The 18,718-nt window shown below is 68.3% G+C and carries 15 protein-coding genes; 6 read left to right on the top strand and 9 right to left on the bottom strand.

Annotated features, from left to right (window positions below; all coding sequences use genetic code 11):
* Window positions 1–18: 18 nt before the first annotated feature.
* On the bottom strand, window positions 19–375 hold the full coding sequence (locus tag KBY77_RS05160) for an AIR synthase (RefSeq protein WP_255093760.1): 357 nt from the start codon (window positions 373–375) through the stop codon (window positions 19–21).
* 65 nt (window positions 376–440) lie between these two features.
* Entirely contained in the window at window positions 441–2,282 is a 1,842-nt protein-coding gene (locus KBY77_RS05155; protein WP_255102510.1) for a phosphodiester glycosidase family protein, read from the bottom strand.
* Between the two features lie 132 nt (window positions 2,283–2,414).
* On the opposite strand from KBY77_RS05155, the gene gltB reads away from it, so the two are divergent.
* Window positions 2,415–7,013: a glutamate synthase large subunit gene (gltB, locus tag KBY77_RS05150; RefSeq protein ID WP_255102509.1), complete on the top strand. Its 4,599-nt coding sequence runs from the start codon at window positions 2,415–2,417 to the stop codon at window positions 7,011–7,013.
* Window positions 7,014–7,047: 34 nt separating this feature from the next.
* Here the strand turns inward: gltB and bchM are convergent, their stop codons facing one another.
* On the bottom strand, window positions 7,048–7,767 hold the full coding sequence (gene bchM / locus KBY77_RS05145; RefSeq protein ID WP_255102508.1) for a magnesium protoporphyrin IX methyltransferase: 720 nt from the start codon (window positions 7,765–7,767) through the stop codon (window positions 7,048–7,050).
* A gap of 27 nt (window positions 7,768–7,794) precedes the next feature.
* Window positions 7,795–9,003, bottom strand: a complete 1,209-nt coding sequence (locus tag KBY77_RS05140) for an N-acetylglucosamine-6-phosphate deacetylase (protein WP_255102507.1) — start codon at window positions 9,001–9,003, stop codon at window positions 7,795–7,797.
* 116 nt (window positions 9,004–9,119) lie between these two features.
* On the opposite strand from KBY77_RS05140, the gene purE reads away from it, so the two are divergent.
* The 3 genes from purE to KBY77_RS05125 are packed head-to-tail and all read left to right on the top strand — an operon-like array spanning window position 9,120 to window position 12,313.
* Window positions 9,120–9,617, top strand: coding sequence for a 5-(carboxyamino)imidazole ribonucleotide mutase (gene purE / locus KBY77_RS05135; RefSeq protein ID WP_255102704.1), 498 nt, complete (start codon window positions 9,120–9,122; stop codon window positions 9,615–9,617).
* Window positions 9,618–9,620: 3 nt separating this feature from the next.
* On the top strand, window positions 9,621–11,177 hold the full coding sequence (locus tag KBY77_RS05130) for a glycosyltransferase family 39 protein (protein ID WP_255102506.1): 1,557 nt from the start codon (window positions 9,621–9,623) through the stop codon (window positions 11,175–11,177).
* Entirely contained in the window at window positions 11,174–12,313 is a 1,140-nt protein-coding gene (locus tag KBY77_RS05125) for an AI-2E family transporter (protein ID WP_255102505.1), read from the top strand. Before KBY77_RS05130 ends, KBY77_RS05125 begins: the two co-directional genes overlap by 4 nt.
* On the opposite strand, the gene cysC is transcribed toward KBY77_RS05125, so the two are convergent.
* Both cysC and KBY77_RS05115 read right to left on the bottom strand, forming a co-directional pair.
* Window positions 12,273–12,896 carry an adenylyl-sulfate kinase gene (gene cysC / locus KBY77_RS05120; RefSeq protein ID WP_255102504.1) on the bottom strand — a complete coding sequence of 208 codons (624 nt, stop codon included), beginning with the start codon at window positions 12,894–12,896 and terminating at the stop codon, window positions 12,273–12,275. The two genes, KBY77_RS05125 and cysC, sit on opposite strands and share 41 nt — an antisense overlap.
* 73 nt (window positions 12,897–12,969) lie before the next feature.
* The gene (locus KBY77_RS05115; RefSeq protein WP_255102703.1) at window positions 12,970–13,296 is read right to left on the bottom strand and encodes a translation initiation factor; all 327 of its coding nucleotides are present in this window, start codon (window positions 13,294–13,296) and stop codon (window positions 12,970–12,972) included.
* A gap of 102 nt (window positions 13,297–13,398) precedes the next feature.
* On the opposite strand from KBY77_RS05115, the gene trpB reads away from it, so the two are divergent.
* Window positions 13,399–14,679, top strand: a complete 1,281-nt coding sequence (gene trpB, locus KBY77_RS05110; RefSeq protein WP_255102503.1) for a tryptophan synthase subunit beta — start codon at window positions 13,399–13,401, stop codon at window positions 14,677–14,679.
* A gap of 10 nt (window positions 14,680–14,689) precedes the next feature.
* On the opposite strand, the gene KBY77_RS05105 is transcribed toward trpB, so the two are convergent.
* The 3 genes from KBY77_RS05105 to KBY77_RS05095 all read right to left on the bottom strand — a co-directional run bounded on the left by KBY77_RS05105 (window position 14,690) and on the right by KBY77_RS05095 (window position 16,973).
* Window positions 14,690–15,505, bottom strand: a complete 816-nt coding sequence (locus tag KBY77_RS05105; RefSeq protein ID WP_255102502.1) for a 20S proteasome subunit A/B — start codon at window positions 15,503–15,505, stop codon at window positions 14,690–14,692.
* 12 nt (window positions 15,506–15,517) lie between these two features.
* On the bottom strand, window positions 15,518–16,519 hold the full coding sequence (locus KBY77_RS05100; RefSeq protein ID WP_255102501.1) for a heat-inducible transcriptional repressor HrcA: 1,002 nt from the start codon (window positions 16,517–16,519) through the stop codon (window positions 15,518–15,520).
* A 103-nt stretch (window positions 16,520–16,622) separates the two neighbouring features.
* The gene (locus tag KBY77_RS05095; protein WP_255102500.1) at window positions 16,623–16,973 is read right to left on the bottom strand and encodes a rhodanese-like domain-containing protein; all 351 of its coding nucleotides are present in this window, start codon (window positions 16,971–16,973) and stop codon (window positions 16,623–16,625) included.
* Window positions 16,974–17,077: 104 nt separating this feature from the next.
* Between KBY77_RS05095 and KBY77_RS05090 the strand changes: the two genes are divergently transcribed.
* Entirely contained in the window at window positions 17,078–18,718 is a 1,641-nt protein-coding gene (locus tag KBY77_RS05090) for a DUF3352 domain-containing protein (RefSeq protein ID WP_255102499.1), read from the top strand.

Here is an 18,718-nt window from a genome sequence, read left to right as displayed (position 1 = left end):
TTTCGACAATCCGTCACCTTACTTTGTCGTGGTCCCCCCAGGACCTGTGCGGCTGAAGGCGGCTCCACAGGCGCAGCAGCTCACTCCCTCGCCGGAGCGGATCAGGAAGCCCCCACCGCTGAGATCTCCCCGGTAGTCCAGGCTCAGCCCCGCCAGCAGAGGGATCTGGGCGGAAGGCGCATGCAGGGTGATGCCATCGGCCCGGGCCACGGGAACACCGGCGAGATGGCCGGGGCGGATCCTGAGCACCCATTGCTCACATCCACCCTCCAGCAGGTCGAGGTGCATCAGGCCAGGGGTGCCGGCCACGGCAGCCTGCCGGCCCAGCTCGGCCGCCGCCGCTGAGGACAGGCGCAGGCTCAGACCCTTGGGCATGGGGCGTTGGCGCTCGTTGGCGGCAGAGGCAGGCTCCAGCTTGCCAGGGCTGGAGCCCGCGCGGCTCAGCCGCCGGCCCGGTCGCTGGCTCGGTCGCCCTCGGCCCGCCCGCCGCGGGGCACCAGACCGAGGCCGTTATGGATGGAGGCGGCCACTCCCCGGCCCCGCACCGTCTGGGTGTTGCCCACGAACAGTCCGGTGGAGCTGCCGCCATCGAGATTCAGGGCCTCGCGCAGGCCCAGTTGCCGAAGCAAGGTGGCCGTCTCGCCCAGGGTCGGCCCGGCGTGATCCACCCCCTGCAGAGTCAGCAACCAGATCTGACGGCCATCGCTGCCGATCACAGTGCGCGGGGCGCCTTGTCCCTGGAAGGCGCTGCTGAAACCTTCGGCAGTGCCGTTGAGGACGACCCGACCGGCTTGAAGCAGCAGGGGACCGCCTCCCATCACGTAGGCCTGCTGGCCAACCGGGTCGCTGGATTGGCTGGAGAGTGTCAGTCGGCTGGCCTCGGACCAGGGCGGAATCACACCGGACCTGCCCACCACCAGCGTGTCCTCGTTCCCCAGGGGGATGCCCCGTTGCAGTTGGGCGCCATTGAGCCGCTGCAGCACCACCCCACCCCGGATCAGCACCCCCGATTCATTGCCGCTGAGGGCCTGGTATCCCCTCCCCCAGTCGGCGGTGTAACGGGCCAGGCCCCGCTGCACGTACCCGCTGTTCAGGCTCGTGAGGGGCCAGCGCTGGCCCCTCTCATCGATCAGCTGCTCCTGCAGGACCAGCCGACCGAAGCTGGGCAGGCCTCCCGGCTGCCATCCGATGGCCCCGCGGTTGAGGATCGGGCCGGAGAGCCAGCGCCCCTCGGCCTTGAGGGCTCCCAGCGGCAGCCGCCGCACCCGGTTGAAGAAGCCGCCATTGATGGCCACCAGGGCTTGCTCCTGCTGGGCCAGGGCGGTCAGAGACGTCAGCCCCTGCATCCCGTCCGGACGGGTGAGCAGCCGCAGATCGAGGGGACTCTGCTGGGGATCGAAGCGGACGCTGCTGATCAGCATCCGCCGTGATCCCACAGGCAGAACCTGGCGATCAAGCTGGACACTGCGACTGAGCAGGGCCTGCAATCGGGGGGGCAGGGGCGGCGCTGCAGGGCTCGCCGCCGTTGTTCCTCCGGCGCTGGACCCCGGCGGGATGGCAAACACCACCCGGTCGGGCCCACCGAGGGTCAGCACCCGCCCACCGCCGCGCGGGCGCAACAGCAGCCCCTCCCTGCTGACGCTGACCGCCACGCCAAGGGCCTGCAGCTCAGAGCGCTGGCTGGCGGTGCTCTGCAAGCCCAGCAGGATCTGACCGGACTCCTGGCGGACCACGGCCGCCCCATCGAGATCGAGTACCACCTGGCGATCGGCTCCCGGGGGCGACGCCCTCACCCGAAGCAGCCCGGGCATGGGCATCTCCAGAAGCAGGCGGTCTCCGTCGGCCTGGAGGCGGATGCCAGCCGCTTGCAGCAAGGGGCTGGCATCCACGGCCACCTCATCGTCGAGGCTGTGCTGCTCGCTGCTGGGCACCAGCTGCTTCCGCCCGAACCACTCCAGATCCAGGCTTCCATCGACACGGGGACTGCTGGCTACCCCCAGCTGGCCTTGCAGCACCTCAAGCGGCAGCCAGAGCTGGGAGGGGTTGCCCCCCACGGACGGGAGCAACTGCCAGCGTGCAGTCTGCTCCCGTCCGTTGATGACGATCCGGCGGCCCTCCTGGCGGGAAGAGACCGGGCTGCGGGCCGGCAGACCCTGGGCGGTGGCGCCAGCGATGGATGCGGTCGGTCGAGCCTGGGCCCGGGAAAGGCCGCCGTCGGCCGCCGGCAGCAAGGCCATCACCGTCAGGCTGATCAGCCCGGCAGGAAGGGATCGGCACCGCATCACGATTGGACCCGCATCCGTTGGTGGTGAACGCTAACGCTGAACACACGTCTCTAGGATCCGATTTCTCTTCCGCGCGGAAGTCGCCTTGTTCGAGGCTTCCGCGGTCTACCGACAGGTTGTTGCCGGGCTATGCCTCTTCATCGCCGCTCTGTTTGGCCCCATTGCGACAGTCCGGCACCAACGGAGGTTGCGGGCGAAAAGGATGCCTGTGGCGTTGGCTTCCTGGCCCAGCTCAGCGGTGAGCCCAGTCACTGGCTGCTGGAGCAGGCCCTGCGCGGTCTGGGCTGCATGGAGCACCGCGGAGGCTGCGGTGGCGATGGCGATTCCGGCGACGGCGCAGGTGTGCTGTGCGGTATTCCTTGGGGCTATCTGGCAGAGGTCTGGCCCGAATCCGCCCTGGCGGCGGAGGGTCGCCGGGGCCTGGCGATGGTCTTCCTGCCGGTCGATGAGCAGAAACTCCTGGAGGTCAAGCGGTTGTGCGAGCAGGCTGCCGCCCTGGTGGGCCTGCGCAGCCTCGGCTGGCGAGAGGTGCCCGTGGAGCCTTCCGTACTCGGCCCCCTCGCGCTTCAGACGGCCCCGCGCATTCAGCAGTGGCTGGTGGAGGGCCCCGAGTCGGGCGATGCGCTCGAATCCCTGCTGTTCCGCTGCCGCCGCCGGGCCGTCGATCTGGTGAGGGCCACCCCAGGCGTTGATCCCAGCGACCTCTACTTCGCCTCCTTCAGTGGCCGCACCCTCGTCTACAAGGGAATGGTGCGCTCCGAGGTGCTGGCGGCCTTCTACGGCGACCTGTGCGATCGGCGCTTCGCGGTCAGTTTTGCGGTCTACCACCGCCGCTTCAGTACCAACACCCTGCCCCGGTGGCCCCTGGCCCAGCCGATGCGGCTCCTGGGTCACAACGGCGAGATCAACACCCTGCTGGGGAACATCAACTGGGCGCAGGCGGCCGAGTCCCACCTTGATGCGGTCTGGGGTGAGGCCGCCTCCGACCTAAAGCCTGTGGTCAACGCCGCCTTCAGCGATTCGGCCAACCTCGACGCCATGCTCGAGCTGATGGTGCGCAGCGGCCGGCCGATCACCGACAGCCTGCTCACCCTGGTGCCGGAAGCGTTTCGAAAGCAGCCCGAGCTTGAGGGCCGGCCGGAGATCAAGGCATTTTATGAGTATTCCGCCTGCCTGCAGGAGCCCTGGGACGGTCCTGCCCTGCTGGTGTTCAGCGACGGCCGCAGTGTGGGCGCCACCCTCGATCGCAACGGACTCCGTCCTGCCCGTTACTGCATCACCAGTGATGGTCTGGTGGTGATGGGTTCGGAAACCGGGGTGGTGGAGATCGAAGAAAGCCGCATCGTCGAAAAGGGCCGCCTCGGCCCCGGCCAGATGCTGGCCGTGGATCTCGAGCAGGGCCGCCTGCTGCACAACTGGGAGGTGAAGGAGGAGGTGGCCTCCCGCTACCCCTATGCCGCCTGGCTGCAGGAACACCATCGCTCGCTGAAGCCCCAGCCCTGGCGCACGGAGCATCAGCTCACCGACCTGGACCTGCTCTGCCACCAGACCGCCTTCGGCTTCACCGCCGAGGACCTGGATCTGGTGATCGACGAGATGGCCGGCCAGGGCAAGGAGCCCACCTACTGCATGGGCGACGACATCCCCCTGGCGGTGCTCTCCGACAAGCCCCACCTTCTCTACGACTACTTCAAGCAGCGCTTCGCCCAGGTCACCAATCCTCCGATCGACCCACTCCGCGAGGAGTTGGTGATGAGCCTGGACATGCACCTGGGCCGGCGTGGATCGGCCCTGCGGCCGGAGCCATCGGCTGCCTCGGTGCTCCACATCGCCACGCCAGTTCTCAACGAGTCCGACCTGGATGCGCTGCCCCACCAGGGCCTGGCCACCACCACCCTCTCCACCCTCTACGGGCTTGAGCAGGGTCCAGCTGGCCTGGAGGCTGCTGTGCAGTGTCTCTGTCAGGCGGCGGAGCAGGCGGTGCGAGACGGCAGTCAGATCCTGGTGCTCTCCGACCGGGTTGCCGGTGGCCTGAGTGCCACCACCACCTTCATCCCGGCGCTGCTGGCGGTGGGTGCCGTCCACCAGCATCTGCTCAGGCTTGGGCTGCGCCTGCACTGCTCCCTGGTGATTGACACGGCCCAGTGCTGGAGCACCCACCACCTGGCCTGCCTGATCGGCTTCGGAGCCAGTGCCGTCTGCCCCTGGCTCACCTGGGAAACCACCCGCCACTGGCTGGCCCACCCCAAGACCCGCTCCCTGATGGAGCGAGGCAAGTTGCCGGAGATCGATGCCGCCAAGGCTCAGGCCAACGTGCGCAAGGCCCTGGAAGCTGGCCTGCGCAAGATCCTCTCCAAGATCGGTATCTCTCTGCTCGCCAGCTACCACGGCGCCCAGATCTTCGAGGCGATCGGCATCGGCGCCGATCTGATCGATCTGGCCTTCCGCGGCACCACCAGCCGAGTGGCGGGCCTCAGTGTCCGTGATCTCGCCAACGAAACCCTGGCGTTCCACGCCAAGGCCTTTCCTGAGCTCAACCGCACCAAGCTCGAGTTCATGGGCTTCGTGCAATACCGCTCCGGCGGTGAGTTCCATCTCAACAGCCCTGAGATGGCCAAGGCCCTGCACGCGGCCGTGGCCGCAGGCCCCGGCTACGACCATTTCGCCACTTATCGCACCCTGCTTGAGAACCGTCCTGTCACGGCCCTGCGCGACCTGCTCGAGCTGCGCCCAGCCCCCGCCCCATTGCCGATCGAGCAGGTCGAGAGTGTGGAGAGCATCTGCAGCCGGTTCTGCACCGGTGGCATGAGCCTGGGGGCCCTCTCCAGAGAAGCCCACGAGGTGCTTGCGGTGGCGATGAATCGCATCGGCGGCAAGAGCAACAGCGGTGAGGGAGGCGAGGATCCCGCTCGCTACCATCCGCTGACGGATGTCGACGCGGACGGCCGCTCGGCCACCCTGCCGACCCTGCGGGGCCTGGTGCCCGGTGACAGCGCCTGCTCGGCCATCAAGCAGGTGGCCTCGGGGCGTTTCGGGGTCACGCCGGAGTATCTGCGCAGCGGCCAGCAGCTGGAGATCAAGGTGGCCCAGGGGGCCAAGCCCGGCGAGGGCGGCCAGCTGCCCGGTCCCAAGGTGGATGCCTACATCGGCTGGCTGCGCAACAGCAAGCCCGGCGTGGCGCTGATCTCCCCGCCTCCGCACCACGACATTTATTCAATTGAAGACCTGGCCCAGCTGATCCACGATCTGCATCAGGTCCATCCCACCGCCAAGGTGTCGGTCAAACTGGTGGCCGAAATCGGCATCGGCACGATCGCCGCCGGCGTGGCCAAGGCCAATGCCGATGTGATTCAGATCTCCGGCCACGACGGCGGCACCGGTGCGTCTCCACTCAGCTCGATCAAGCACGCCGGCAGCCCCTGGGAACTTGGCCTTTCCGAGGTGCACCGCAGCCTTCTGGCGAACGGCCTGCGCAACCGGGTGCTGCTTCGCGCCGATGGCGGTCTCAAGACCGGCTGGGATGTGCTGATGGCGGCCTTGCTGGGTGCCGAAGAATATGGATTCGGTTCGGTGGCCATGATTGCCGAGGGCTGCATCATGGCCCGGGTCTGCCACACCAATAACTGCCCGGTGGGGGTGGCAACCCAGAAGGAAGCCCTGCGCAAGCGCTTCACCGGTCTGCCTGAGCACGTCGTCAATTTCTTCCATTACGTAGCCGAGGAAGTGCGCCAGCTGCTGAGCGTGCTCGGGGTGGCCCGCCTGGAAGACCTCATCGGCCGCGTTGAGCTGCTCCATCCCCGTCAGGTGGCCCTGGCCAAGACCAGCGCCCTTGATCTCACCTGCCTGCTGGCTCCGCTGCCTGGTCCCGACGACCGCAGTTGGCTGCGCCATGACAGCCAGGCCCACGGCAACGGAGTGATTCTGGAGGATGAGCTCCTGGTAGATCCCGAGGTGCTCTCGGCCATCGATCAGCATGGGTCGGTGGCCCGCCGACTGGCGATCGTGAACACCGATCGGAGTGTGGGGGCCCGCCTGGCCGGCGAGGTGGCTGCCCGCCATGGCAACAAGGGGTTCAAGGGCCTGCTCGATCTCTGCTTCGAGGGTGCCGCAGGCCAGAGTTTCGGTGCCTTCACGCTGCAGGGCATGAACCTTCGCCTGGAGGGGGATGCCAATGACTACGTCGGCAAGGGCATCAACGGTGGCCGCATCACGGTTGTGCCTTCCGCTGCAACCCGTGATCCCGGCAACCAGGTGATCCTGGGCAATACCTGCCTCTACGGCGCCACCGGTGGCGAGCTGTTCGCCCTCGGACGGGCCGGTGAGCGCTTCGCCGTCCGCAACAGCGGCGCGCGCACCGTGGTCGAAGGCTGCGGCGACCACTGCTGCGAATACATGACCGGTGGTGTGGTTGTTGTGCTGGGCAGCACCGGCCGCAACGTGGCTGCTGGCATGACCGGCGGAGTGGCCTTCCTGCTCGACTCGGAGGATGCCCTGGGAGGGCGTCTCAACCCCGAGATCGTCTCGGTTCATTCCCTGGAGACGCCAGAGCAGGAGCAGCTGATCAAACCGCTGCTGGAAGCCCATCTGGAGGTCACCGGCAGCCGCAAAGCGGCCGAGATCCTGGCGAACTGGCCTCAGTGGCGCTCACGCTTCAAGGTGCTGGTGCCCCCCAGTGAAGTGGCCACAGTTGGCCTGCTGGAGCGTGAGAAACTGGCCATGGCCACCTGAGCCTGGCCGTTCGGATTGGGGCGTAGCCAGCGATTCAGCTGCGCTCGAATTCAATCAGCCTCGAAAAGTAGAACGGAGCCTGGTTGAGGCTGCGGCGTTTGGGCTTGAAGCCGGCCTCAGCTGCGGCGGCCACGATGCCGTCCTCCCGCAGGGTGTAGGCCCGGGTTGTTTTGTTTGGCCCCGGGAACAGCTGCCCGATCGATTTGAGCAGGGCCAGCAGCGGGGTGTGGGGAGCAAAACTGACGATCAGCCGCCGCTCGGCCAATCCGGCCAGGTGGCGCACCATCTCCTCGGCCGCGGCCTGTGGGTAGTGAATGAACACGTCCAGGCAGACCACCGTGTCGTAGCGGCCCTGGAGGCTCTCCAGATCGGAGGCGCTGAACTGCACCCGATCAAGGCCGATGCCGCCGGCCTCCAGACGATGGCGGGCCTCCTCCACCATGGCTTCGGAGAGGTCGCTGGCGGCGATGCTGCCTGCCCCGAGCTGGGCCAGCGGCAGGCTGAGGCTGCCCACGCCGCAGCCTGCATCGCAGAAGCTGCGCTGGGGCAGGTCGCCCTCCTCCTGCAGCCACTCGAGCACCTGATCCACCGTCTTCTGGTGCCCCAGGCGGATGTTGCGCTGCACCTTGTTGACGTCGTCGCTGTCGCTGTAGATCCGTTTCCAGCGCTCGAAGCCCGTGCTGTTGAAGTAGTCGCGCACTTCTTCCTTCTCGGCCAGCTTGGCGCCGGCGTCAGGCGCTGGAGACGTGGCCATGGGTGCGCTTGTACGGGTGGGCGGATCTTAAGGAGCCGCTTCGGACCCACGCCGCCAGCGCAGCTCCCCGTCGGCCCCCGCATGCCAGCGCAGGGATTCGGCCAGGGGCCTTCCAAGCAGCATCTGAGACAGCGTGCGCCGCTCCCCGAGCACCCGCCGGGGCACAAGGGTCGCGGCGGCGATCGCCCGCCCAGGTTCGCCGCTCCAGCGGGCCAGGCGCGTCACCCCCTCCAGCAGGGGCAGGGTCACGCCCGCCAGGGTGCCGTCCTCCAACCTGCAGCTTCCGTCCTCCACCAGCAGCACCCGTTCATCCCAGCGGTGGCGCCCCTCGCTCAGGCCATAGGGTCCGAGCGCGTCGCTCACCAGCAGCACCTGTTCGGGTGCCAGCCGCTGCAGCAGTACCGCCATCGAGGGGGCCACATGCACCCCGTCTGCGATCAGCCCTAGGGCCACATCGCCGCGCAGCAGCGCAGCCGCCACCGGACCGGGGGCTCGCCGGTGCATGTCGGCCATGGCATTGAAGACATGGGTGAGCATGCCCACTCCCGCCGCGAAAGCCCGCCCTGCCTCGGCCTCCGTTGCCGCGCTGTGGCCCAGGCTCACCACGATGCCGTGCTGCCGCAGGGCGGCGATCACCGCTTCGGCCCCCTCCAGTTCCGGGGCAAGGGTCACCAGGGCGATCTCCTGCTCATGCCCGCTGATCCGCTCCTGCAGGGCCTCCAGGCTGGGGAGGGCCAGGTGGGCCGCCGGGTGGGCACCGCGACGCGCCTCGGCCAGGAAGGGGCCCTCCAGATGGGCGCCGAGAAGCTGGCAGCGCCCGGGTCGATGTTGGAGGCGGGCCTGATGCAGCACGGCCAGGGCCTGGCGCAGGGCAGGTACAGCGCAGGTCACCAGGGTGGGGCAGATCGCCTCCACCCCATCGTCCCAGAGCAGCTCCAGCAGCTCCAGCAGCCGCGGCAGGTCGGCCGGCTCCAGCTCGGGAAAGGCCAGCCCCAGGCCTCCGTTGATCTGCAGATCAACTCCCATGGGGCTGATCCAGTCGCCGTCCCAGTCGTCGCCGGCGGCGCAGCTGCCGGGATCGATTGCCAGCACCCGATCGATCAAACCCCGGCTGTCCACCCCGAGACGCCAGCGGCGCTCGGAGCCATGGCTGCAGCGCGACGCCTGGGGCAGGCGGACGTTGCTGATCCAGCGCACGGTCATCAGCTCCGGGGCGAACGGGCGGGAGAATGCCATCCTCGCCGCACGGCCCCCGCCGCTCCCCTTTGACCCTCGAACCCGTCTCCGCTGCCGTTGAGGGAGCCAACCCGCCGCCCCCCAGTTCCGGGGATGCCCCTCTCGTGGCCGTGGTGATGGGCAGCGATTCCGACCTGCCGACGATGCAGCCGGCGGTGAAGGTGCTTGAAGACTTCGGGGTGGGCGTGGAGGTGCGGGTGCTCTCGGCTCACCGCACCCCGCGGGAGATGCTGAACTTCGCGGAAACTGCAGCCAGCCGCGGCCTCAAGGTGATCGTGGCGGGGGCCGGCGGTGCCGCCCACCTGCCGGGGATGGTGGCGTCCCTCACCACCTTGCCGGTGATCGGTGTGCCGGTGGTCAGCCGGACCCTCTCGGGGGTCGATTCGCTTCATTCAATTGTGCAGATGCCGGCCGGGATCCCCGTCGCCACGGTGGCCATCGGCAACGGCACCAACGCCGGACTGCTCGCGGTCCAGATCCTGGCCACGGCCGATCCTGTCCTGGCCGAGCAGCTCAGGCGGCATCGCCTGGGGCTGCATGACCAGGTCTGCGCCAAGGACGCCCGCCTGGGGGAACTTGGCAGCAAGGCCTATCTGGCCGCCATGGAGGGCTGAGCAATGCTGGAGTCGGGTTCTGCACCAGCTCGTGGGCCGGAGCGGCCGGCGCCGGCGGCCGCCTGGATCTGGTGGCTGCTGCTGTTCTTCGCTGGTGCCCTCAGCCGCTGGCTCACTCGCACGGAGCTGGTGCAGGCCTGGGATGCGGGCAACTTCGTGCTTGCTCTCACCGACTTCGACCTGGATCGCCACCAGCCCCACCTGCCCGGTTGCTTCTGGTGGCTGATCAGCCTTGGACGCCTGAGCCTGCCGCTCACCGGGGGCAATGGGGTGGCGGCCCTGGAGTTGGTGAATGCGCTGGTGTCGGCGGCCGCGCTGCCCTTCGGCTGGATCCTGGCCCGGCGCTGGGGAGGGCAGCGGGCCGCCTGGTGGATGGTGGTGCTGCTGTTCAGCAGTCCCCTGCTCTGGTTTTACGCCAGTCAACCGCTCAGTTATGGCACCGAGCTGGGCTGGGTCACGGCGATCGCCTGCTGCGCCTGGTTCGTGGCCGAGGGGGATCAGCGCTTCCTGCCCCCCCTGGCGCTGCTGATGGCTACTGCCGGTGGCATCCGGCCGAACACCCCCCTGTTCCTGTTCCCCCTGGTGCTGGTGTGCTGCCTCAGGGGTAGCCGCCGAGGCCTGAAGGCCTGGCGGCTGCTGGTGGCTGTGGCACTCGGCCTCGGGGTGCTCGTGTGGTGGGGCCAGGCCTTTCTGGAGGAGGCGGGTGGGCTGGCCACGTTCTGGTCGCAGTTGATGTCCTGGAAGGGGGACCACGCCCAGCAGGCCTCCGACCGCGGGGTGCTGGGCAACAGCTGGTTGATGATCCGCACGGTGGCGCTCACGGCCCCGGCTGGTCTGGCCCTGGCCCTGGCCACCAGCAGGGCAGGGCCGGTCGCAAAGGCCCCTGGACCGCTCCCGCGCCAGGAACGGATCTGGCGGCGCTGGTTCATCGCCCTCTGGACGCTCCCCTCGGCCTCTTACCTGCTGGCCGTGCACTTCACCCGGATGGGACACGCCACCACGCTGCTGCCGGCCGTGCTGCTGCTGCTCGCCGCCCGCCTGGCGGAGCGGACAGGTGGGGCCGGGGCGCTGCGCTGGCCCCGCCCACTGCTGCTGGTGCTGGCCCTGCAATGCGCCCTCTTTCTGCTGGTGCCCGGCGATCGCTTTCTCGAGAATCTGCGCTCCTACGATCACGACTGGGGCCTGGCAATCCGCGCGGTGAAGCGCTTCGATCCCGCCACCACACTGGTGGTGGTGACCGGCCGTTCCAACCGCCGTGCCTATCGCCTGCCCTCGGTGCATCTTCCCGCCTACGACCACGGCGAGGCCGATCTGGTGCTCGACCAACGGGACGAGAGCATTGAAGTGCGACCTCCCCTGAAGCGGGTGGTGCTGATCGATCGCGGGCTGTCGGTGCAGCCTGACGAAGTGCCTGGCGGGCGGTTCGAGTCTCTGATCCCTGGGAGGCTGCAGCTGATCGATGTGGCGGTGCCTGCCTCAGGCCTGGAGGTGTTCCGCCGTCAGGTGAAGCCTCTGCCCCCAGCCGAGCCGGACCCGGCGGCGGCAGTTCCAGCACCATGATCCGCCCGGCCCCATTCACCACCTGGCAGCGGCTCGGCCTTGTCCTGCCCCTGCTGGTGCTCAATTTCTGGGTGCTGCGTCAGCTGTTGTTGCCGCTCGCTCCCTTCCCGGCGCTGTTTCTCACGGCTGCGCTGATCGCCTTTCTGCTTGATCTCCCCAGCCGCTGGCTGACGGGCCGGGGCCTGCCCAGGCCCCTCGCCCTCGCCCTGGTGCTCGGACTGGCCCTGCTGGTGCTTGTGCTGGTGGCCCTCTGGATCATTCCCCTGCTGGTGGAGCAGCTGGCGGACCTGCTCACGGCCTTGCCGGGCTGGTTCGTGGAGGCGGAAACCCTGCTCAACCAGGCCCAGGACTGGGCTGTGGAGCATGGCCTGCCGGCGGATTTCGGCGATCTCAGCAGTGCCCTGCTCACCCGCTCCACCCGGTACGCCTCGCAGCTCAGCCAGAAGCTGCTGGGACTGCTGGGTGCCACCCTCACCCTCACGATCAACAGCGTGATCGTGATCGTGCTGGCCATTTTCCTGCTGCTGGGTGGCGAGTCAACCAGTCGCGGACTGGCCCGTTGGTTGCCGGCCAGCTGGCGGGAGCTGGTGCTGGCCACCGTGAACCGCACCTTCCGCGGTTACTTCGGCGGCCAGGTGATTCTGGCGCTGATTCTGAGCTTGGCCCAGATCATGGTCTTCACCCTGCTGGGGATTCCCTATGGCGTGCTCTTTGCCGTGGCAATCGGGTCCACCACCTTGATCCCCTACGCCAGTGCCTTCACGATCGTGCTGGTGAGCCTGCTGCTGGCCCTGGAGGATCCACGCACCGGCCTGGAGGTGCTGGCTGTGGCGATTGCCGTGGGCCAGGTGGTGGACCAGGTGATCCAGCCCCGGTTGATGGGCAAGATCGTGGGGTTGCAGCCTGCCTGGCTGCTGCTCAGCCTGCCGGTCGGTGCTCGGATCGGCAGCCTGCTGGGCCTCGGCGACCTGCTGGGCCTGCTGCTGGCCGTGCCGGTGGCGAGCTGCCTCAAGGCCTTTCTCGATGAGGTGGCCCGTCGCCTGGGGCTGCCGGAGCCAGAACCATTCACCAGTCAGGCGGCCATGGCGCCGGTCTTCAGCCCGCCGCGATCAACCCCTGATGCTCCAGGTAACTGATCACCTGGGCCACGTTCTGCTCCAGCCTGCCGCCGGTGTCCACCCGCAGTTCAGGGGACTCCGGAGCTTCATAGGGGCTGGAGATGCCGGTGAAATCCTTGATCACGCCAGCGCGAGCCTTGGCATACAGCCCCTTGGGATCCCGCTGCTCGCAGACCGCCAGTTCGGCGGCGCAGTGAATCTCGATGAAATCCCCGGGCTGCACAAGGGAGCGGGCCCGATCGCGGTCGGCCCGGAAGGGTGACACGAAGGCGGTGAGGGTGATCACGCCGGCGTCGAGGAAAAGCTTGGCCACCTCGCCGATGCGCCGGATGTTCTCCTCCCGGTCGGCATCGGAGAAACCCAGGTCGTTGCAGAGGCCATGGCGAACGTTGTCACCATCGAGCAGGTAAGTGGCCAGCCCTCGCTGGAACAGTTCCACGTTCACGGCGTTGGCGAGGGTGCTCTTACCGGCGCCCGAGAGCCCCGTGAACCAGAGGATGGCGCTGCGGTGTCCCCGCTGGCTGGCGCGGGAGTCGCGGTCCACCGCGGCCTCATGCCAGACGATGTTGGTGGCGTTGCTGTCGGTGGGGGAGCTGGTCATCGACGTGGCTGACGTGTCTGGAAGGGTGGAGCGATGCTCTCACCTTCCAGACACCTCTGGTGGTCGGGGCTGCTCAGCCCCCCGCCTGTCTGGGCCGGAAGCCCTCTGCGGTGAGCGTCTCCAGGCAGATGGCCACCTGATCCCCCTGCAGCTCGATCACGCCGTCTTTGAGGGTGCCGCCGCTGCCGGCTCTGGCCTTCAGACGCTTGAGCAGGGCCCGGGCATCGGCGTCGTTGAGCTCCATGCCGGTGATGGCTGTCACGGTCTTGCCGCCCTTCCCCGCCTTGGTGCGCTGCACCCGCACCCGTTGCTGCGGGCGAGGGGTGTCCGCTGCCCCCGCAGCCGCTGGCCGGGCTGTGCTCGCCCCGGCGCTGAATTCCTGCCAGCCTCCCTTGCCCATGGCGCCCGTTGCCGCTACTCCGTCCATCACAGCGCACCCATGGGCTGATGGATCTGTCGCTGCGGCCCGCTTCCTAGGCTGAAGCACCCCGATCGATCACCGGTGACGAGCACCCTCCCCCCGATCCCCCAGGACTCCGCTGCCCTCACCGGTGCCGCAGCACTGGAGGAGGACGCCCGACCGAATGCGCTCGGTCGTTTCGGGCGTTACGGCGGGCAGTACGTACCGGAGACGTTGATGCCGGCCCTGGCGGAGCTGGAGCAGGCCGCAGCTGAGGCCTGGGCTGATCCTGCCTTCACCAGCAGGCTCGATCACCTGCTCAAAACCTACGTGGGCCGTCCCTCGCCGCTCTACGAGGCCGAGCGGCTCACAGCCCACTACCGGCGCCCAGAGGGTGGCCCCCGCATCTGGCTCAAGCGGGAGGACCTGAACCACACGGGGGCCCACAAGATCAACAACGCTCTGGGTCAGGCGTTGCTGGCCCTGCGCATGGGCAAGAAGCGGATCATCGCTGAAACCGGCGCCGGTCAGCATGGCGTCGCCACCGCCACAGTCTGCGCCCGCTTCGGCCTGGAGTGCGTTATCTACATGGGCGCCGAGGACATGCGCCGCCAGGCCCTGAACGTGTTCCGCATGCGCCTGCTGGGGGCCACGGTGCAGCCGGTCACCGCCGGTACCGCCACTCTCAAGGACGCCACCAGCGAAGCCATCCGCGACTGGGTCACCAACGTGGAGAGCACTCACTACATCCTGGGGTCAGTGGCCGGGCCCCACCCCTACCCGATGCTGGTGCGCGATTTTCACGCGGTGATCGGCGAGGAAACCAAGGTCCAGTGCCAGGCGGCTTTCGGCCGTCTGCCCGATGTCCTGCTGGCCTGCGTGGGCGGTGGCTCCAATGCCATGGGCCTCTTCCACCCCTTCGTCACCGACACCTGCGTCCGTCTGATCGGCGTGGAGGCTGCCGGCGAAGGGGTGGCGACGGGCCGCCATGCCGCCACGATCACCGAAGGTCGTGTCGGGGTGCTGCACGGTGCCATGAGCCTGCTGCTTCAGGACGAGCAGGGGCAGGTCCAGGAGGCCCACTCGATCAGCGCCGGTCTCGACTACCCGGGGGTGGGCCCCGAGCACAGCTACCTGCAGGAGCTGGGCCGGGCCGAATATGCCGCCGTGACCGACCGGGAGGCACTGGATGCGCTGCAACGGGTCAGTCTGCTCGAGGGCATCATCCCGGCCCTGGAAACGGCCCATGCCTTCGCCTGGCTGGAGCAACTCTGCCCCACCCTGGCGCCGGGCACCGAGCTGGTGATCAACCTCTCCGGCCGCGGCGACAAGGATGTGAACACTGTGGCCGACCAGCTGGGAGACCGATTGGCTGGCGGCTGACCCACCGGGCTCAGTCCGGAGGTTCCTGGGACTGCTCCCAGGGGAAGCGGGGCAGTTTCTGCATGGCCTGGCGCTGGGTTTCGATCCAGATCCTGTTGATTTCGGCGATCTCGCGGGCGCCCCGCTCCAGCCGCTGGTGGTGCGCCACCACCAGGCTGTCGCGGGGGTAGAGAGCCACCTCGAAGGGAGGCCCCACGGTGAGGTTGGAGCGGCGGGTGATCACCTGCGACACCAGGCAGAGCCGGGCTGCGTCTTCCAGCGACATCCGGCAGTGCCCCACCGCATCGAGGGGGGGTTTGCCGTACTTGCTCTCCCCGATCTGCAGGAAGGGCGTTTCCGGGGTGGCCATGATCGTGTTGCCCTGCGGGTAGATCAGGTACAGGCCATGGGGCTGGCCGGCGATCTGGCCGCCGAGGATGAAGCTGGCTTCACCGCTGGCGCCTACCTGGTGCAGCGCCGAGTGATTGTCGTTCTGCACTTTCACGCTGAGCCGGCCGATGTAGGCGGCCACCTCGAACAGGTAGTTGGCACTGAGCAGGTCGTGCTGTCTGGGGGGCACGCCGGAAGCCCCCTGACTGGCCAACGGCCGCCCCGCCAGGCCCGGACCATCGCGCCGGGCCTGATTCAGGTCGCGCTTGATGTGGTTGATCACGGCCTGGGTGGTGGCCAGGTTGCCGGCGGCCAGAAGCATGAACAGCCGGTCGGGAGCCGGCTCGAAGGTGTACAGCTTTCTGTACGACGAGATGTAGTCGACCCCGGCGTTGGTGCGGGAATCGGAGGCCATCACCAGACCGGCCTCCAACCAGAACCCCACGCAATAGGTCATTCCGTTGGGGCCTCAGCTGAGCAGACGTTGCAGGCTAGTGGCCACGGAGCGCACCGCTGAGATCGCCGTGGCATAGGCCATGCGCATCGGTCCAAGCAGGGCCACCTGGCCCTCGCTGCCGTCCCCGCTCCGATAGGTGGCTCGTACCACGGCGCACTGGCGCAGGGCCGGATGGGGATGCTCCGCTCCGATCCAGATTCCCTCAGGTTCCTGCTGCTGGGCCGGTTGCAGCAGTCGCAGAGGCTCCTCCTCCACCAGCTGCAGCAATGGTCTGAGATCAGCGCTGCGGCTGAATTCGGGCTGGGCCAGCAGTCCGCCCATGCCCACGACCAAGGCGCCATCGCCATCGCTGCTTCGGACCTGGCGATGGCTGCGCAGAGCCTGGCGCAGCACGCCGCCGCTGCTGCGCAGCTGGGAGGGCAGGCTCTCCCAGCGGATCAGGCCCCCGGGGGGGCGATCGAGTTCCGTCTGCAGCCACCCTTCCAGGGCAGGCAGCTCAAGGCCGCTTCCTGTGGGGAGCCGCAGGTTGAGGCTGCTGGCCACCAGAGCGTTCTGCACCAGCAGCACCAGCAGCCGCTCGCCGTTGGGCACCAGCCGGATCGCCTGCAAGCGTGATTCAGCCCGCTGGGGACGGGTTATCAGGCTCATCAGACCGGTGAGATCCGCCAGGCGACGGGCCAGATGCAGCAGCAGATCATCCAGGGCCGCCCATTGCAGGCTCAGGCCCAGCATTTCCCGTTGCAGTTGCACTGCCCCGGCACCAGGGGCCGGCAGGAGAGCATCCACGTAGAGGCGGTAGCCCTGCTGGCTGGGGATGCGGCCAGCTGACGTGTGGGGCTGCAGTAACAGGCCCCGTTGTTCAAGGGCTCCCATGGTGGATCGCACAGTGGCTGGGCTGGCTGGCAAGCCGAAGCGGCGGATCAGGGTGCTGCTGCCCACCGGCTCCATGGTGTCGACGTAGTGATGCACCGTGGCCTGCAGCACCTGCTGTTGGCGGTGGGGCAGGGCGATCACATGCGAGCTGGCGGAACGTCTGGAGCTGATGGTAGGGAAAGATTCCTCATGTCAAGGTCACTCTGTTGCGGCCAGGCCAGGAACCGGCTCTGCGGATCAGCTCTCAATAGCGCGGCACGGAGGGATCCACCTCCACACTCCAGGCGTCGATTCCCCCCTGCAGGTTGAGCACGTCGTCATAGCCCTGGGCCTCCATCAACCAGCAGGCGAACTGCCAGCTGCGGATTCCGGCATGACAGAGCACCACCACCGTCTGGTCCCGCCCGATCAGGCTTTCGATGCGCTCCACCCACTCGGCTGAGCGGCTCAGCGGCAGATGCAGCACCGGCTCTGGCAGCGAGGCCAGCTCCAGTTCAGCGGGTTCGCGCACGTCCACCAGCTGCAGCGGCTCCCCGTCGATCAGCCGTTGCTGGAGTGCGCTGGCGCGGATGGCCCTGGGGGTCGGGGTGGTCATGGCGTCCATGGTGGCGGGATCGGCTCAGCACTGGGTCCTGGGGACCTGGGGCTGTCAGCGGGCGTGGTCATGGATGAAGATGACAGGAACCCTGCGTGCGGCGCATGAAGGCCCGCCCCTTCCTGGCGGCTGTGCTGACGGCAGCACTGCTCCTGCTCTCCCTGGGAGGAGGCTTCTGGTGGCTGGCTCTCCGTCAGAGTCCCTTGCGCCTGGAGCAGCAGTCACTGCACCTGCCCCTGGCGGCCCGCTTCGTGCCGAGGAGCGCGCTGCTCAGTCTTCACCTGCTGGTCAAACCCGACGACCTGGTGGCCTACGCCAGGGCCGTGGCTCCGCCGTCCCAGCGACGGGAAGCGGCCGAGCTGATGACGAACCTGCGCGATGGCGCCTTCGCCACGGCCGGCCTGGCGTACTCCAGTGAGCTGGCCGGATGGCTGGGCCCTGACACCAGCCTGGCGGTGATCGCTCCTGAGGGGAGCGGTGGTCCCAGCGGCTGGTTGCTGGCTCTCGGGTGCCGCGAACCCGAGGGTGCCCGCCTCTTTCTGCAGCGCTTCTGGCAATCCCGCAGCCTTGCAGGCACTGCCCTTCAGATCAGCAGTTACCGGGGCATGGGGCTGATCAGTGGACGCGGCGCCCTGGCTGGTGAGTCAAGCCAGCCACTGGCCACGGCCCTGATCGACGACCAGCTGGTGTTGATCGCCTCCGGCCGCGGTGTGCTGGAGCAGGCCCTCGACGTCTCCCAGATCGAGGAACTCAACCAGGCAGGACAACACTCGCTCCAGGCCGCCGTAGGTCGGCTGGAGAAGGGAGTGGCCCTGCTCACCGCCCGCCCGCAGGCCTTCAGCGACTGGCTCGATCTACCCACCACCCTGAAGGGGGCTGAGGGGGTGGGTGACCTGGTGGTGACCCTGATACCCGACGGCCGGAGTCTCCAGCTCCAGGGGCTCCTGCCTGTGCGCCAGCAATTGCAGCAGCTGCAGCTGGATCCGCTGCCCGACTTTCCTGCCCAGCTACGCGGGCCAGTGGCCAGCCTGGCCCTGATCCAGGATCCGGCCTCCCTGCTGGCGGAGCCTGGCGAGCAGGCCAGCTCTGACCTCTGGAATGACCTGGTGGGCCCGCTGCTGCGCCAGGCTCTCGCTCAGCTGAATGGGCCGCTGCCATCGTTGGTGGCGGCCGCCAACCATGGACCCTTGCTGGGCCTGCTCCGGGAGGGGGGCTGGATGCTTGCCACCGCCGCTTCCCCCCTGGCCACCGAGCAGCTGAGCCCTCCCCTGCTCCAGCAGGGCTACAGCCCAGCACCCCTGAATCGTGCTGGCCAGACCCTTCAGGTCTGGAGCCGCCTGGAGGCCCGCTCCGGCAAAGGCGATCCCGACCGCCTGCAGGCCACGCTGGCCGGTGCCCGCTTCGATCAGGGCGAGACGTCCTGGTGGAGCGAGGGCCTGGCGGCCCTCGAAGATCAGCTGCAGGGCCGCCAGCCCCCTCCCCGGGAGCGAATCGAGCAACTGCAGGCTCTGGGCAGCAGGGGTGCTCCTCTGCAGGCTGCCCTGGCCGCTGGGCCCGCACAGGCCCTGCTGGCACCTTGGCACCCGTGGCAACTGGTCTCCAGCCTGGTGGGCCATCCCCTGCTGGCCGGCGTGCAGGGCCTGGCCTTCAGCCTGGCGATCGAGCCGCCCTTGCCGGAGGATGCGCCGCCGCCGCTGGGCCCCTCTTCGCTGCTCGCCCTGCGGGCACGCCTGGAGCTGGGTTGA

The sequence above is a fragment of the Synechococcus sp. Cruz-7E5 genome, from assembly GCF_024345995.1.
Lineage (GTDB): Bacteria > Cyanobacteriota > Cyanobacteriia > PCC-6307 > Cyanobiaceae > Regnicoccus_A.
This window is presented reverse-complemented; position numbering and strand designations above follow the sequence as displayed.

Bases quoted from the DNA above. Each gene is read 5' to 3' on its own strand.
- KBY77_RS05160 (WP_255093760.1), bottom strand. From the start codon at position 375: ATGCCCAAGGGTCTGAGCCTGCGCCTGTCCTCAGCGGCGGCGGCCGAG.
- KBY77_RS05155 (WP_255102510.1), bottom strand. From the start codon at position 2,282: ATGCGGTGCCGATCCCTTCCTGCCGGGCTGATCAGCCTGACGGTGATG.
- gltB (WP_255102509.1), top strand. From the start codon at position 2,415: ATGCCTCTTCATCGCCGCTCTGTTTGGCCCCATTGCGACAGTCCGGCA.
- bchM (WP_255102508.1), bottom strand. From the start codon at position 7,767: ATGGCCACGTCTCCAGCGCCTGACGCCGGCGCCAAGCTGGCCGAGAAG.
- KBY77_RS05140 (WP_255102507.1), bottom strand. From the start codon at position 9,003: ATGGCATTCTCCCGCCCGTTCGCCCCGGAGCTGATGACCGTGCGCTGG.
- purE (WP_255102704.1), top strand. From the start codon at position 9,120: ATGGGCAGCGATTCCGACCTGCCGACGATGCAGCCGGCGGTGAAGGTG.
- KBY77_RS05130 (WP_255102506.1), top strand. From the start codon at position 9,621: ATGCTGGAGTCGGGTTCTGCACCAGCTCGTGGGCCGGAGCGGCCGGCG.
- KBY77_RS05125 (WP_255102505.1), top strand. From the start codon at position 11,174: ATGATCCGCCCGGCCCCATTCACCACCTGGCAGCGGCTCGGCCTTGTC.
- cysC (WP_255102504.1), bottom strand. From the start codon at position 12,896: ATGACCAGCTCCCCCACCGACAGCAACGCCACCAACATCGTCTGGCAT.
- KBY77_RS05115 (WP_255102703.1), bottom strand. From the start codon at position 13,296: ATGGGCAAGGGAGGCTGGCAGGAATTCAGCGCCGGGGCGAGCACAGCC.
- KBY77_RS05105 (WP_255102502.1), bottom strand. From the start codon at position 15,505: ATGACCTATTGCGTGGGGTTCTGGTTGGAGGCCGGTCTGGTGATGGCC.
- KBY77_RS05095 (WP_255102500.1), bottom strand. From the start codon at position 16,973: ATGACCACCCCGACCCCCAGGGCCATCCGCGCCAGCGCACTCCAGCAA.
- KBY77_RS05090 (WP_255102499.1), top strand. From the start codon at position 17,078: ATGAAGGCCCGCCCCTTCCTGGCGGCTGTGCTGACGGCAGCACTGCTC.